Source organism: Actinomadura sp. SCN-SB, assembly GCF_043906805.1.
Taxonomy (GTDB): domain Bacteria; phylum Actinomycetota; class Actinomycetes; order Streptosporangiales; family Streptosporangiaceae; genus Spirillospora.
The window spans coordinates 1-13,419 of sequence record NZ_JBIMPP010000023.1 but is presented as its reverse complement, the minus strand read 5'-3'; the positions used below and the strand labels follow the sequence as shown (position 1 = coordinate 13,419).

Here is a 13,419-nt window from a genome sequence, read left to right as displayed (position 1 = left end):
CCACCGCCCCTCTGCGCGTACGCGCTGAATCCCGCCAGGCGCCCGGCGCCGGCAGTTCCGGGCGGGGAAGCTGATCAAGCTGGTCAACGGCCGGTTACCCGGTGATCAAGCGCTCACCACGACCTCCGCGGGCCGTCCCGCCCGGCCGATCACCTTCCGTCCGGAAACCCCGATCGTGGCGCCGACGTGGGGATTCGTGATCGGATCGGTACCGCGCCGAAAGCGGAGGGCAGGAAATGATGACGTAAAGTCCGGCTGCATGACCGAGAGCGGAGACGGACCCGAGCTCACCAAGGACGGCGGGTCCCGGGACGACAGCGCGAACGGCGCGCCCCTGGTCGTGATGAAGCATGTCAACAAGCACTTCGGCGATCTGCACGTGCTCAAGGACATCAACCTCACGGTCGACCGGGGCGAGGTGGTGGTGGTCATCGGCCCCTCCGGCGGCGGGAAGTCGACCCTGTGCCGGTCGATCAACCGGCTGGAGCCGATCGACGACGGCGTGATCATGGTGGACGGCAAGGAACTCCCCCAGGAGGGCGGCGAGCTGGCCAAGCTGCGCGCCGACGTGGGGATGGTGTTCCAGTCGTTCAACCTGTTCGCCCACAAGACCATCCTCGACAACGTCACGCTGGGCCCGATCAAGGTCCGCAAGGTCGCCAAGCAGGAGGCCGAGAAGCACGCCATGGAGCTGCTGGAGCGGGTCGGGATCGCCAACCAGGCGCAGAAGTACCCCGCCCAGCTGTCCGGCGGCCAGCAGCAGCGCGCGGCGATCGCCCGCTCGCTGGCGATGAGGCCCAAGCTCATGCTGTTCGACGAGCCGACCTCGGCGCTGGACCCGGAGATGGTCAACGAGGTGCTGGACGTCATGACCGGGCTGGCCCGGGAGGGCATGACGATGATCGTGGTGACCCACGAGATGGGCTTCGCCCGGCGGGCCGCCCGCAAGGTCGTGTTCATGGCCGACGGCCAGATCGTCGAAGAGAACACCCCCGACGAGTTCTTCACCAACGCGCGCACCGACCGCGCCAAGGACTTCCTGTCCAAAATCCTCACCCATTGATCACCATGACCGATCGGCCGGCTCGAAGCACGTGATGACCCCCGTACGTCGAAGGATCGCGCCCGAGCCGCGGCCCAGGCAGTAGGCACCGGCAGAAGCAGAGGGAGAACGAGCAATGCGAGTACGTCGTTTCGGCGCCGTCATCGGCGCGGCGACCGCGCTGGCGATGGCCCTGACCGCGTGTGGAAGCGACACCGAGAGCACTCAGGCCACGACCGTCGTCCAGAAGGCCAAGGACTCGAAGAAGCTGGTCGTGGGCATCAAGTACGACCAGCCGGCGCTCGGCCTGAAGAAGCCCGACGGCACCTTCGAGGGCTTCGACGTCGACGTCGCCAAGTACATCGCCAAGGAACTGGGCGTCCCCGAGAGCGGCATCACCTTCAAGGAGACGGTCTCCGCCAACCGCGAGTCGTTCCTCGGCGGCGGCCAGGTCGACCTGGTGGTCGCCACCTACTCCATCACCGACGCCCGCAAGAAGCAGGTCACCTTCGCCGGTCCGTACTACGTGGCCGCCCAGGACACGATGGTCCTGGCCGACAACGACGACATCAAGACGGCCCAGGACCTCAAGGGCAAGCGGCTGTGCAAGGCCGCCGGGTCCAACTCGTTCCGCCGCGTCACCGAGGGCCCGCCGGACGGCAAGCTGGCCATCTCCGGGGTCAAGCTGGTCGACGCCTCCAGCTACTCCGAGTGCGTCGCCAAGCTCAAGGCCGGCGCGCTGGACGCGGTGAGCACCGACGACCTGATCCTGGCCGGGTTCGCCAACACCCAGAAGGGCCAGTTCAAGGTCATCAACAACCCGATCAGCGAGGAGAAGTACGGCGTCGGGATCAAGAAGGGTGACACCGAGACCTGCGAGGCGGTCAACAAGGCGCTCACCAAGATGTACCAGGACGGCACGGCCAAGACCCTCCTGGAGAAGCACTTCGCCGGCACCGGCCTGCAGCTGAAGACCACCGTCCCGCAGTTCGAGGGCTGCGCCTGATCCAGGCCCGTTCCCGGCCGGGCCGCCGTGCCCGCCGCCCGCCCGCAAGCGTCCCGCGGCGGCGCGCACCGGCCGGGACCCGTGCCTGGCGCAGGCGAGGTCCGGCGTTCCGGAGCGCTCCCCGGACGACCCGACCGGGGAGCGCTCCGAACGTCCCGACCCCCGCTGGAACCTCATGGATCAGCTACTCGACCTGTTCAACTTCAGCTCGGTCTTCGACGAGCGCGACCAGCTCCTCGACGGCTTCTGGGCGACCATCCGCCTGGCGGCCCTCTCGGCGGTGCTGTCCCTCATCATCGGCACGATCCTGGTGTCCTTCCGGGTCTCGCCCGTGCCGGTGCTGCGGACGGTCGGCACCGTCTACGTCAACGTCCTGCGCAACACCCCCCTGACCCTGGTGCTGCTGATGTGCAGCCTCGGCCTGAACGACATCCTCGCGCTGACGTTCTCCGACGACACCTCCACCAGCTACTACTGGTGGGCGGTCCTGGGGCTGTCGGGGTACACCGGCGCGTTCGTCTGCGAGGCGCTGCGCTCGGGCATCAACACGGTGCCGCTCGGCCAGGCGGAGGCGGCGCGCTCGATCGGCCTGTCCTTCTTCCAGTCGCTGCGGCTGATCATCCTGCCCCAGGCGTTCCGCTCGGTGATCGCGCCGCTGGGCAGCATCCTGATCGCGATGATCAAGAACACCACGGTGGCGAGCGCCGCCAGCTACGCCGAGGCGGCGACGGTGATGAAGACCCTGCTCGACCAGCCGTCCTTCCAAGGCGGGGCGCTGCCGCTGTTCATCGGCGTGGCGATCGCCTTCATGGTCCTGACCCTGCCGACCGGCTTCTTCTTCGGCTGGCTGGCCAAGCGGATGGCGGTGGCGCGATGAGCCGCGAGGCGAACGTCCTGTTCGACATCCCGGGCCCGCGGGCGCGGGCCCGCAACCGGGTCCTGACCGTGGTGTCCGGGCTGATCCTGCTCGCCGTGATCGTCGCGCTGGCGTGGCGGCTGGACACGCGCGGCCAGTGGGAGGGCTCGCTGTGGAGCCCGTTCCTGGAGGGCGACGTCTGGACGAACCTGATCCTGCCCGGCCTGTGGAACACGCTGAAGGCCGCCGCCGTGGCCTCGGTCCTGGCCCTGCTGTTCGGCGTGGTGTTCGGGCTGGCCAGGCTGTCGGACCACTGGTGGATCCGGATCCCGGCGGGCGCGGTCGTGGAGTTCTTCCGCGCCATCCCGCTGCTGATCCTGATCTTCCTGGCGTTCTTCATCCCGAACAAGATCAGCCCGGTGATCGCCCAGTCCCCGTTCGGCACCTTCCAGCGGGTCATGGTGGACACCTTCGGCTGGATCTTCGGCGTCGAGATCAACGCCGGTGTGATCACGGTTCCGGCGTTCGCCGCCGTGGTGTTCGGGCTGGTGCTCTACAACGGGTCGGTGCTGGCCGAGGTGTTCCGGGCCGGGATCAACTCGATCCCCAAGGGGCAGTCCGAGGCGGCCTACTCCATCGGGCTCCGCAAGAACGGCGTGATGCGGCTGGTGCTGCTGCCGCAGGCCATCACGGTCATGATGCCGGCGATCGTCAGCCAGCTCGTGGTGCTGCTCAAGGACACCGCGCTCGGCTTCATCATCGCCTACGCCGAGCTGCTCCAGGCCGGGTTCAAGCAGATCCCGGCGAACTACGGCAACAACGTGCTGCAGGCGGGCATCGTGGTCGCGGTCATCTACATCGCGATCAACATGCTGATCAGCATGCTGGCGAACCGGCTCGAGGCGCGCAGCCGGCGCAGCCGCAGGACCGCCGCCAAGACGATCGGCACCGGCACCGGGGCGCCGCCCGCCGCCGGCATGTCCGTCGCCGGTCAGACCCCGAGCACCTGATCGGCGCCCGTACGGAACGGCCGGATGGGGTCACCGCGTGATGCGGTGGCCCCATCCGTCTCCGCGGCTCCGAGGGCGGGCGTGGCACCGGCCTTCCCCGATCGCTGAGAAGGCCGCTGGGGCGGCGTGGGAAGGGGACTCGGCTACCTGTCCGGCCGGCCGAGGGAAGGCGCCCTGGCGGCCGATGGCGAGGTGCCCTGGCGGTCGCTCACCCTGTGAACGGCTTGTATCTTTCCAAGGTCAACTGCCCCGTCATGGCCCCAACGGATCCCCGTATGCGGGACGATTCGCATATGACCGCTCGTGCGACCCTTCCCTACGGCTCCTGGCCCTCCCCCATATCCGCCGCCGACGTCGCTCGCGCCCGGCTGCGCCTCAGTTTTCCCACCGTCCATAACAGCGATGTGTGGTGGCAGGAGACCCGACCAGAGGAAGGCGGCCGGACCACGGTCATCCACCTGCAGGGCGGTCACCGCACCGAGCTCCTGCAGGCTCCGTGGGACGCCCGCACCCGGGTGCATGAGTACGGCGGACGGTCCTATCTGCCCGTCCGCACCGGCGAGGGCTTTGCGATCGTGTTCTCCAACTACGAGGACCAGCGGTTGCATCGCCTTGACCCGGGCGACCCCAAGCCGCGCCCGCTGACCCCTGAGCCGGCTCTTCCCGGCGGGCTTCGCTATGCCGACTACACGCTTTCCCCGGACGGCTCCGAGGTGTGGTGCGTTTGCGAGGGGCACACGCCTGACGGGATTCGCCGCGCCATTGTCGCCGTCCCCCTGGACGGCAGCGCCGCCGCTGACGCGTCCGCGATCCGTGAGCTCGTCACCGGAGCCGATTTCTACGCCTCCCCCACCCCGTCTCCCAGCGGCGGGCATCTGGCCTGGGTCCAGTGGAACCATCCGAGGATGCCTTGGGACGGCACGGAGATCCGTGTGGCCGCGCTGGAGAACGGGCAGGCCGTCGCGCCCCGCACTGTCAAGGGCGGTCTCAACGAGTCGGCTCTGGCGCCTTTGTGGCGCGACGACAGCTCGCTTTACGTCATCTCCGACTGGCCCGGCTGGTGGAACATCTACCAGGTCGGTCTCCACGGGGAGTCGCCGCAGGCCCTCTACCCGGCGGAGGAGGAGTTCGCCGGGCCGCTGTGGCAGCTGGGCGGCATGCCCTACGCGCTCCTTGAGGACGGCCGGCTCGCCGTGCTGCACGGGGAGGGCGACCAGCGCCTGGGCATCTACGACCCGGACACCCTGGAGCTGGTCGACCTGGAGGTCCCCTACGACGACTGGCAGTTGTCGTTGTCGGCGCACGGCTCCACCATCGTCGGCATAGCGGGGGGCATGACCGTCCCGCCGTCGGTCGTGCGCATCGACACCACCACGGGGCGCGTGGAGGGGCTGCGCCGTGAGCTGGCGGAGCTGCCCGACATCGCCTACCTGCCCAAGGCACGCGCGGAGCAGATCGAAGGCCCCTTCGGACGTCCCGTCCACGCCAACATCTACCCGCCGTCCAACCCGGAGTACGCGGGGCAGGAAGGGGAGCTGCCTCCCTACGTGGTGTTCATCCACGGGGGGCCGACGAGCCGCGCGTCGCGCACGTTGAGCTTGGAGCGTGCCTTCTTCACCAGCCGCGGCATCGGCGTCATCGACGTCAACTACGGCGGCTCCACCGGATACGGCCGCGCGTACCGGGAACGCCTGCGCCGCCAGTGGGGCGTGGTGGACGTCGAGGACGCCGTGGCCGCCGCCAAGGCGCTCGTCGACGCCGGCATCGCCGACCCTGAGCGAATCGCCATCCGCGGCGGCAGCGCGGGCGGATGGACGACCCTGGCCGCCATCACCACCACCGACGTGTTCAAGGCCGCCACGTCCTACTACGGCATCAGCGACCTGAAGGGCTTCGCCGAGGCCACGCACGACTTCGAGTCGCGTTACCTGTTCGGGCTGATCGGCCCCCTGCCCGGGTTCGAGCGCGCCTACGAGGAGCGTTCGCCGCTCAACCGCGCCGATGACACGTCCTGCCCCGTGCTGCTGTTGCAGGGCATGGACGACCCGGTCGTCCCGCCGGACCAGTCCGAGCGGTTCGCGCTCGCGCTGGCGTCGAAGAAGACGCCGTACGCGTACCTGACGTTCCAGGGCGAGAGCCATGGGTTCCGGCGCGCCGACACCGTCATCGCCTGCCTGGAGGCGGAGCTCGCCTTCTACGGCCAGACGCTGGGCTTCAAGCCGCAGGGAGTGGACCCCATCGACCTCATCGTGGGCTGACCCTCGCATGGGCCTTCACGCGGTCGCGGAAGGAACTGTGTCAGCCTAGGCTGACACATCGGCCATGTCAGCCTAGGCTGACAGCATGACGACGATGACCGAACTCGCCCAGGCCGTGGACAGCCGCGATCCGGCCACGGGCCTGGGCGCCGTGGCCGCCCTGCGCCGGCTCACCGACGAACTGGAAGCGCTCCATGTCGCGAACGCGCGTGCCCAAGGCTGGTCCTGGCAGGCCATAGCGTCCGCGCTGGGGGTGCGGCGTCAGTCCGTCCACAAGAAGCACGCGAGGCGCCTGGCATGATGACGCTCGCCTCGTTCGACCCGTCCGCACGCCACGCCCTCATCCGCGCGGGCCTGCTCACCGAAGGCCCGACGCTGGGCACCCGCCCTCTGCTGCACGCACTCCTCGAAGACGGCCCCATAGCCGGGCTCGACCTCACCCCCGACTTCGCTGGACGGTCTCAAAGGGACCTTCTCGCGACCCTGGGCATCGACGTCGATGACGTACACAGGCGTGCGTCAGAGGCCACCTCCCTGCGCCTGGACGATCCCTCCCTGTGGAGGCTTAGGCGTTCCCCCTTCCTCCCGTTGCGGGTGACGCTCACGGGCCCTGGGACGCAGGTGACCCTCAATGAGGCCGCCCGCAAGACCCTGGAAGTCGCGCTGTGGGCTGCTCGCCGCCATGGCCACCCTTCGGCATCCCGTGAAGACCTTCTCTGGGGGCTGCTGGCCGACCGCCGCAACAAGGCGGTCCAGATTCTGCGCAGCCACAACATCGACCTCCGCACACTCTGGACCGCCCTCGGCGCCGCCTAGGGAACCATGTAGGAGCCGATGTCGAGCAGGGCGTGGTCGGGGCCGAAGTAGGAGATGGTGTCGCCCCCGGTGTTGTTGAGGAAGCCCGCCGTACGGCCGTTGTAGTAGGCGCCGGGACGGTTCGTCCCGGGGCCCACGTACACCCGCAGCAGGCTGCCCGGCGGGATCGTGTAGCCGGCACCGATGGTGAGCAGGTTGCCCGCCTGGTCCCGCAGGTAGCCCCCGCCCACGGCGACCGCGCGGGACGTCGTGTTGCGCAGGACGACGTGTTCCCCCGTCTCGGGCTGCACGTCATCGCCGCCCGGGTCGGGGAACACGCTGTCCACGACCACGCCCCGCGCGTCCCGGAACGTCTCCTTCCGCTTGTCCAGGACGCGGCGGACCGTCTCAGGGAAGTTGGTCACGACCCAGTCGTAGCCCTGGTTCACCGCCATGCCGATCTCCTTGGGGCTGTCCACCGGGTCGCTGACGACCTTCAGCCCCTTCGCGTGCGCGCGCTTGACGTCGGCGGCACTCGTCACCCGGGGATGGGCGTAGACGCTGACCGTCCACCCCGACAACCGGTCCAGGTCGGCGTCGCTCAGCATCGCGCCCCCGGAGAGGTACGACAGTTGCACCTTGGGCGCCGCCGCATGGAACTCCCTCAGCGCCGCCTCGTCCCTGGAGTGGACGTGGACACGGTACGCGCCCGACTTGAGCGTGGCCCCGTCCGTCAGCTTCGCCGCGTTGAGCTCCTGCGCCAGCTTCGTCGCCACCCCGGGGCTGTTCGCGGGCGACTTCAGCTCCAGCGTCAGCCCGGCCCTTCCGCGGTTGATCCGCAGGAGGTCCTGCAGCGTCGCCACCCGCTGCCCCTTGTAACGCGAGTCGAACCACGAACCCGCGTCCAGCCTCTTGATCTCGTCGAGCGTGAACTGCCCGACCCGCCACGGCGACCGGTCCGGGTAGACGGTCTCCACGTCCGTGGTCCTGGCCAGCGTGTCGTCGTGGACCAGGACGAGCCGCCCGTCCGAGGTGAGCTGCACGTCGGCCTCCAGCACCTGCGCCCCTTCCGCGAGCGCCCGTTCGTAGGAGGCCGCCGTCTCCTCGGGCGCCTGCCCCGGCGACCCACGGTGCCCGACGACCACCGCGCGGTCCGCCCCGGCCTGCGCGCTCCCCACACTCATGACCACCGCCGAGACCGCCAGCCCCACACCGGCTCCGAGCACCGCGATCCTGTTCGTCATCATTCCTCCGCTCATGTCGGGGAATGATGTTGATCTGCGCCGATGACCCGTCCCGGACGCGCACATGAACATCACAGAACACCACCCGCAACATCCCGGGCAGGTCAGCGACGGCGGATCAGCGGGCCGGAGGATCAGCCGTACTGGAGGGTCAGCGGACTGGAGGGTCAGCGGGCGAACTCGATCGCGCGGGACTCGCGGACGACGGTGACGCGGATCTGGCCCGGGTAGGTGAGCTCGCTCTCCACCTGCTTGGCGATGTCCCGGGCGATCACCTGGGCCTGGATGTCGTCCACCGCGTCCGGCTTCACCATGACGCGGATCTCACGGCCGGCCTGCATCGCGAAGACCTTCTCGACGCCCTCGTGCTTCTCCCGGGCGATCTCCTCAAGCCGTTCCAGCCGCTTGACGTACGCCTCCAGCGACTCGCGGCGCGCCCCGGGACGGCTGCCGCTGATCGCGTCGGCGGCCTGGGTGAGCACCGCCTCGACCGTGCGGACCTCGACCTCGTTGTGATGCGCCTCGATGGCGTGCACCACGTCCTCATGCTCGCCGTACCGCCGGGCGATCTCCGCGCCGATCAGGGCGTGGCTGCCCTCCACCTCGTGGGTGAGCGCCTTGCCGATGTCGTGCAGCAGCGTGCAGCGCTTGGCGAGCTCGGCGGGCAGCCGCAGCTCGGCCGCCATGATCCCGGCGATATGGGCGGACTCGATCAGGTGCTTGAGCACGTTCTGCCCGTAGGACGTGCGGTAGCGCAACTGCCCCAGCAGCGTGATCAGCTCCGGGTGCATCTCGGTGATGCCCAGCTCGACCAGGGCGTCCTCACCGGCCCGCACGCACAGTTGCTCGACGTCCGCGCGGCTGCGCTCGTAGACCTCCTCGATCCGCTGGGGATGGATCCGGCCGTCCAGCACCAGCTTCTCCAGCGTCAGCCGGCCGACCTCGCGGCGCACCGGGTCGAAGCAGCTGAGCAGCACCGCCTCGGGCGTGTCATCGATGATCAGGTTGACCCCGGTGGTGGACTCGAACGCGCGGATGTTGCGCCCCTCGCGGCCGATGATCCGGCCCTTCATCTCGTCGCCGGGCAGGTGCAGCACCGACACCACCGACTCGGCGGTCTGCTCGCTGGCCACCCGCTGGATCGCCAGGGTGACGATCTTGCGGGCGCGCTTCTCGCCCTCCGCCCTGGCCGCGTTCTCGATCTCCCGGGTGATCGGGATGGCCTCCCGCTTGGCCTGGTTCTCCATGGCCGCGACCAGCTCGGCCTTGGCCTCCTCGGCGGTCAGCCCGGCGGCGCGTTCGAGCACCCGGCGGCGCTCCTCCTCCATCTCGCCGAGTTCGCGCTTGCGGGCCTCCAGCGCCTTCTTGGACTCCAGGAGCCGCTCGGACCATTCCTCCAGGCGGCGGACCTCGCCGTCCAGCCGCTGCTCGCGCTCGGCGAGCCTGGCCTCCCGGCGTTCCAGGTCCTCGCGGAGGACGCGCAGGTCCTCCCGCAGCGCGCGGGCCTCCTTCTCCACCTCGCCGCGCGCGTCGCTGCCGATCCGCCGGGCCTGCGCCTCCGCCTTGGCGAGGATCTCCTGCGCCTGCGACCGGGCGTCCGACCTGATCTCGTCGGCGTCCCGCTGCGCCCGGCCGAGTTCCTCCGGATCGAACCCGGCGGGCGTGCCGGGACGCCGCAACACGACGATGACGAGAGCGACCAGGGTCACCAGAAGCGCGGCACCCAGCAGGACGCTCTCCATGAGGCAGACCCTTCCTCGCCCGCGGGCCCCGCCGAGATCGGAGCCCTGCTCTGCGAGGATTTACCCGCGTTCGGCCGGACCGCCGCACGCCTGACAACGCCCCGCGGCGGGTACGCCACAGCGCCAGGACGGCGGTGAGCCGTACCCGGAGCCCGCGGCCCGTCCTCCACCGAGGTCGGCCAACGTCTGTCCTCTATGCCTCTCAGCTGCGCGAACGTGTTCGGTCGTATGGCAATCCGCAGTGCGCGGAGTAATTCCTCACTGCCGTAACGGTAAGCGGCACGGAGGTAATGAGCAAGCAAACCCCGGGCATTCCGGACTAACCAAACGGACGCGTGAGGAATCGCTTACCGCATCCCAGGACGCCCCGACCTGGGACGTTCGGCGGCCATGAACACCACCGCCCCTCGCCCGACACCCCGTCACCTCCCGGCGTGTCGCTCCACGCCACGGGGCTCACTCCAGATCCACCACGTCGGGCAGACCCTCCACGTCGTCCCCCTCCGCTTCCAGGACCTCCCGGACGACCCGGTACGCCAGCCCGGGCGGGTAGCCCTTGCGCGCCAGGACACCGACCAGCCGCCGCATCCGCTTGACCGGCTCGACGCCCCGCGTCGATGCCGCCTTCCGCTCGATCAGCCGCCGCGCGGTCCGTTCCTCCTCGTCGGCGTCCAGGCCCTCCACAGCGTCCCGGACGGTCTCTTCGGCCACCCCGCGTCGCCGCAGCTCCCCCGCCAGCGCCCGCCGCGCCAGCCCGCGCCCGGTGTGCCGCGACCGAACCCACGCCTGCGCGAACGCCTCGTCGTCGATCAGCCCGACATCGCTGAACCTGCCCAGCACCCGCTCGGCGACCTCGTCGGGAATCCCCTTCCGTCGCAGCGCGTCCTCCAACTGAGCGCGGGTCCGCGGCGCCGCCCCGAGCAACCGCAGGCAGACCTCCCGGGCCCGCCCCTCCACATCTCCGTCCGCCGCCCCACCCCGGCGCCGCGTCCGCCCACCGCTTCTTTGCGCAACGCCTCCCGCGCCGCCTTCCTTCGCGCCACGGCCGTCCCCCGAGGAAACGCTCTGATCACCTTCCCGAGCACTCCCCGCACGCACCTCAGCCCGCGGAACACTCTCGGACCGCCCCGCCCGCGGGCCGCCCCCACCTGCCGACTCCCGCTCATCCCCCGCCGCCGGACCGCCCCCACCACCGGGCACGCGCCCCGAACGCTCGCTCCTCGACCGACCCGCACGCGACGAGCCACCCGCGCGATCCTCAGAGCCGCCTGCCTCCGGCGCCGAAGCGGGCTCACCCGTCCACGCCTTGCGAGCCCACTCAGCCCCGAAAGGACCACCCTGACCCGCCCTTTCCCACCCGTCCCAGGGAAACCCTCGCTCTTCCGACGACCCACTCACCCCGGCATCGCTCACTTCGGCATCGCTCGCACCGGCGCTCTCACCCGACCCGAACGGCGGCGGTTCTTGCGACTCGGGCGGGCGCTGATCGCTCGGGCGGGTCATGTGGGGGTGCCCGGACGTGCCTGGACGGGGACACCGCCCGTGGGAGCGGCGGCGCCAAAGGGGAAGGTCCGTGCACCGACCGGCCGGTGCCGGGTAGGGCGCCGCCGCCCTGCAAACGAGATCATTCCCCAACCTCCGTCAGGAGTCACCCTGATCGGGGGAATCCTCGTCAGGGAGTGACGTCACATGTAGGTTGCCGATCGGCCTCGGTGACATACGCCTCCAGCGCGAATCGCCGTCGTGCGCGGGTGCGCGGTTTCCGCCGGGTGGTCGCGGTGGTCAGTCGCCGGGCTTGGGGGTCTTGCCCTTGCGGGTGGGGGCGGGCGCCGGCGGGGTGGCGGCCTCGGCGGGCGCGGGGTCGGCCTCCTTGTCGACGCGGGGGCCGATGCCCAGCTTCTCCTTGATCTTCTTCTCGATCTCGTCGGCCATGTCGGCGTTGGCCTTGAGGAAGTTGCGGGCGTTCTCCTTGCCCTGGCCGAGCTGGTCGCCGTCGTAGGTGTACCAGGCGCCGGACTTGCGCACGAAGCCGTGCTCGACGCCCAGGTCGATCAGGCCGCCCTCGCGGGAGATGCCCTGGCCGTAGAGCAGGTCGAAGTCGGCGACCCGGAACGGCGGGGCCATCTTGTTCTTGACGACCTTGACCCGGACCCGGTTGCCGACCGCCTCGGTGCCGTCCTTGAGGGTCTCGATCCGGCGCACGTCCAGCCGGACGGAGGCGTAGAACTTCAGCGCGCGGCCGCCGGTGGTGGTCTCGGGCGAGCCGAACATGACGCCGACCTTCTCGCGGAGCTGGTTGATGAAGATGGCGGTGGTCTTGGTCTGGTTGATCGCGCCGGTGAGCTTGCGGAGGGCCTGCGACATGAGACGGGCCTGCAGGCCGACGTGGCTGTCGCCCATCTCGCCCTCGATCTCGGCGCGCGGCACCAGCGCCGCCACCGAGTCGATCACGACGAGGTCGATCGCGCCGGAGCGGATGAGCATGTCGGTGATCTCGAGGGCCTGCTCGCCGGTGTCGGGCTGGGACACCAGCAGGCTGTCGATGTCGACGCCGAGCTTGCGGGCGTACTCGGGGTCGAGGGCGTGCTCGGCGTCGACGAACGCCGCGATGCCGCCCTTCTTCTGGACGTTGGCCACCGCGTGCAGGGCGAGGGAGGACTTGCCGGAGCCCTCGGGGCCGTAGATCTCCACGACCCGGCCGCGCGGCAGGCCGCCGATGCCGAGGGCGATGTCGAGCGAGATGGACCCGGTGGGGATCACCTCGACCGGTGCCCGCGCCTCGTCGCCCATCCGCATGACCGAGCCCTTGCCGAACTGGCGCTCGATCTGGGCCAGTGCGGTTTCGAGGGCCTTCTCCCGATCGTTCGCTGCCATGAGGTGATCGCCCCTTTGTCGTCTGTCCTTCGGTGTCGGAGGCGACGTTACGGGGCGCCACCGACAGTTCCCGACCCGACTTTACCGAACATCCGTTCGATCATGGTCCGGGACACCGGATCCGCCGCGGATCCGGCCGCCGAATCTCCGTGCGCTCGGCATGGCGGACCCCGTAACCTGGCGCCGTCGACGGAGGGTTCCATCATGACGCTGACCGTCCTTTTCTGCGTCGATCCGCTCAGCCCCCGGCGCGTTGACCCCCATTTCGCCCGCGAGGCCGCCGCCGTACGGGATCACTACGGCGAGATCGCCCTGATCGACCACGAGGCGCTGCGGCGCGGTGACGCCGAGGCGGCGGTACGGGCCGTCCCCAGGGACCTCGGGCCCGTCTGGTACCGCGGCTGGATGCTCACCAGCGCGGAGTACGCGGCGATGGCCGCTCTCCTGAAGAAGCGGGGCACGCTGCTGATGACGCATCCGGACGACTATCGGCGGGCGCACGAGCTGCCCGGCTGGCATGACACGTTCGCGGGACTGACACCGCAGAGCGTGTGGCGGCCTCTGTCCCCCGGCCAGGATCCGGGTGACTTAG

The 13,419-nt window shown here is 69.9% G+C and carries 11 protein-coding genes and 1 pseudogene; 8 read left to right on the top strand and 4 right to left on the bottom strand.

The features are described from left to right. The first annotated feature begins 343 nt into the window (after positions 1-343). From ACGWYJ_RS16985 to ACGWYJ_RS16955, 7 genes are all read left to right on the top strand, one after another. Positions 344-1,063, top strand: coding sequence for an amino acid ABC transporter ATP-binding protein (locus ACGWYJ_RS16985; RefSeq protein ID WP_395107035.1), 720 nt, complete (start codon positions 344-346; stop codon positions 1,061-1,063). Positions 1,064-1,178: 115 nt separating this feature from the next. After that, on the top strand, positions 1,179-2,048 hold the full coding sequence (locus ACGWYJ_RS16980; RefSeq protein WP_395106951.1) for a glutamate ABC transporter substrate-binding protein: 870 nt from the start codon (positions 1,179-1,181) through the stop codon (positions 2,046-2,048). Between the two features lie 175 nt (positions 2,049-2,223). Beyond that, complete coding sequence (locus ACGWYJ_RS16975) at positions 2,224-2,925, top strand: amino acid ABC transporter permease (RefSeq protein WP_395106950.1); 702 nt, start codon at positions 2,224-2,226, stop codon at positions 2,923-2,925. Further along, positions 2,922-3,914: an amino acid ABC transporter permease gene (locus ACGWYJ_RS16970; RefSeq protein ID WP_395106949.1), complete on the top strand. Its 993-nt coding sequence runs from the start codon at positions 2,922-2,924 to the stop codon at positions 3,912-3,914. The genes ACGWYJ_RS16975 and ACGWYJ_RS16970 overlap by 4 nt, the downstream gene beginning before the upstream one ends. A gap of 293 nt (positions 3,915-4,207) precedes the next feature. Further along, positions 4,208-6,172, top strand: a complete 1,965-nt coding sequence (locus ACGWYJ_RS16965; RefSeq protein ID WP_395106948.1) for a S9 family peptidase — start codon at positions 4,208-4,210, stop codon at positions 6,170-6,172. 85 nt (positions 6,173-6,257) lie between these two features. Further along, positions 6,258-6,473 carry a helix-turn-helix domain-containing protein gene (locus tag ACGWYJ_RS16960; RefSeq protein WP_395106947.1) on the top strand — a complete coding sequence of 72 codons (216 nt, stop codon included), beginning with the start codon at positions 6,258-6,260 and terminating at the stop codon, positions 6,471-6,473. Beyond that, on the top strand, positions 6,470-6,988 hold the full coding sequence (locus ACGWYJ_RS16955) for a Clp protease N-terminal domain-containing protein (protein WP_395106946.1): 519 nt from the start codon (positions 6,470-6,472) through the stop codon (positions 6,986-6,988). The genes ACGWYJ_RS16960 and ACGWYJ_RS16955 overlap by 4 nt, the downstream gene beginning before the upstream one ends. Here the strand turns inward: ACGWYJ_RS16955 and ACGWYJ_RS16950 are convergent. The 4 genes from ACGWYJ_RS16950 to recA form a co-directional block, all read right to left on the bottom strand. After that, complete coding sequence (locus ACGWYJ_RS16950; protein WP_395106945.1) at positions 6,985-8,226, bottom strand: glycerophosphodiester phosphodiesterase family protein; 1,242 nt, start codon at positions 8,224-8,226, stop codon at positions 6,985-6,987. The two genes, ACGWYJ_RS16955 and ACGWYJ_RS16950, sit on opposite strands and share 4 nt — an antisense overlap. Positions 8,227-8,378: 152 nt before the next feature. Continuing rightward, the gene (gene rny, locus ACGWYJ_RS16945) at positions 8,379-9,953 is read right to left on the bottom strand and encodes a ribonuclease Y (protein ID WP_395106944.1); all 1,575 of its coding nucleotides are present in this window, start codon (positions 9,951-9,953) and stop codon (positions 8,379-8,381) included. A gap of 456 nt (positions 9,954-10,409) precedes the next feature. Next, positions 10,410-10,910, bottom strand: a complete 501-nt coding sequence (locus ACGWYJ_RS16940; protein ID WP_395106943.1) for a regulatory protein RecX — start codon at positions 10,908-10,910, stop codon at positions 10,410-10,412. Between the two features lie 825 nt (positions 10,911-11,735). Beyond that, positions 11,736-12,827: a recombinase RecA gene (gene recA, locus ACGWYJ_RS16935; RefSeq protein WP_285694933.1), complete on the bottom strand. Its 1,092-nt coding sequence runs from the start codon at positions 12,825-12,827 to the stop codon at positions 11,736-11,738. A gap of 204 nt (positions 12,828-13,031) precedes the next feature. Between recA and ACGWYJ_RS16930 the strand changes: the two are divergent. Beyond that, a pseudogene (locus ACGWYJ_RS16930) lies at positions 13,032-13,419 on the top strand (hypothetical protein); the annotation flags it as partial.